General features: G+C 63.4%; 2 protein-coding genes and 1 pseudogene. All 3 read right to left on the bottom strand.

The features are described 5' to 3' along the window. The coding region (locus tag F1193_RS16895; RefSeq protein WP_150098953.1) for a hypothetical protein at positions 1 to 335 on the bottom strand (335 nt) is incomplete at its 3' end. A 308-nt stretch (positions 336 to 643) separates the two neighbouring features. Further along, positions 644 to 778, bottom strand: a complete 135-nt coding sequence (locus tag F1193_RS17720) for a hypothetical protein (protein ID WP_281287264.1) — start codon at positions 776 to 778, stop codon at positions 644 to 646. Between the two features lie 13 nt (positions 779 to 791). Then, positions 792 to 890, bottom strand: a pseudogene (locus tag F1193_RS17840) (VCBS domain-containing protein); the annotation flags it as partial. Positions 891 to 910 lie beyond the last annotated feature (20 nt).

Genomic DNA, 910 nt, shown 5'->3' with positions numbered 1-910 from the left:
TACGCAATGCCCATGTCGAACAGGACGTTGCAGCGGGCATAGTTGCCCACCCATGGCGGGTCGTAGCTGTGGTACGCATTCTCCGGCGGAACGCCTTGCCCATCATGATGCAGCAACAGCCCGGCATACCGGTTCCCCCAACGATTGAGCGCTCGGACACCCATTTTGTCCGGCGTCAGCCGCACCCAGAACCAGCGACGGAGCCAATCTCGGAAGAACGCCGCACGCTGTTGTCGCACCTGCATGAAATAGTCGAAGTTCTCGGTGGCTCGCTCGCGTGACAGCAGCCGCTCCTCGACCTTGTGCGGCGGGTCGTAGACGGGATAGCCCCGCATTACGCGCCGCAAGTAATGTTTTCGAAGCCAAGCCTGGGGAAGCAGCAAAAGCAGCCCCTATCCGTTTGAGCCGTGGAAACTCGTACACGGCGTGGTGCCCAGATCACAAAAAGCGATCCGCTTGTTGGCCGTTGCAACAGATCCCTCGCCGGCCGATTATCGCGACGTCCGTCGATCCCGAATTGTCTTTGCACTCTGCCAGCGACATCACGCGTCGCCACACTGGCCCCGCAACGCCTCCCGCGCCCGCGTCCCATGGTAAGGAAATCGATACTATTTCTGCGCGACAGACATGCGACCACCTCGCGCTACGATAGCCGGCAGTCCGGACGAGAGGCCGCCGCCAGCCGCCCGAACGCGCTGTTCACCGTGCCGGTGACGCCGTCGAGCATGCGGTCGCTGGAGTGGCCGATACCGGCGTTGCGGAGATTGGTTGGCGACAATCGCTTCCCCGTCCACGTCGACCGAGACGGTGCGCGTCGTGCCGTCGGCGCTCGTCACCGTGATCGTCTCATTGGCGAGGCTGCCGTCGGGCGCGCGCGCTTTGGTGTCGATCGTCGTCGAACCGTCGGCGC

Source organism: Blastochloris sulfoviridis (assembly GCF_008630065.1).
GTDB lineage: Bacteria > Pseudomonadota > Alphaproteobacteria > Rhizobiales > Xanthobacteraceae > Blastochloris > Blastochloris sulfoviridis.
The sequence above is the reverse complement of the archived record's forward strand: the minus strand, read 5'-3'. Positions and strand labels throughout refer to the sequence as shown.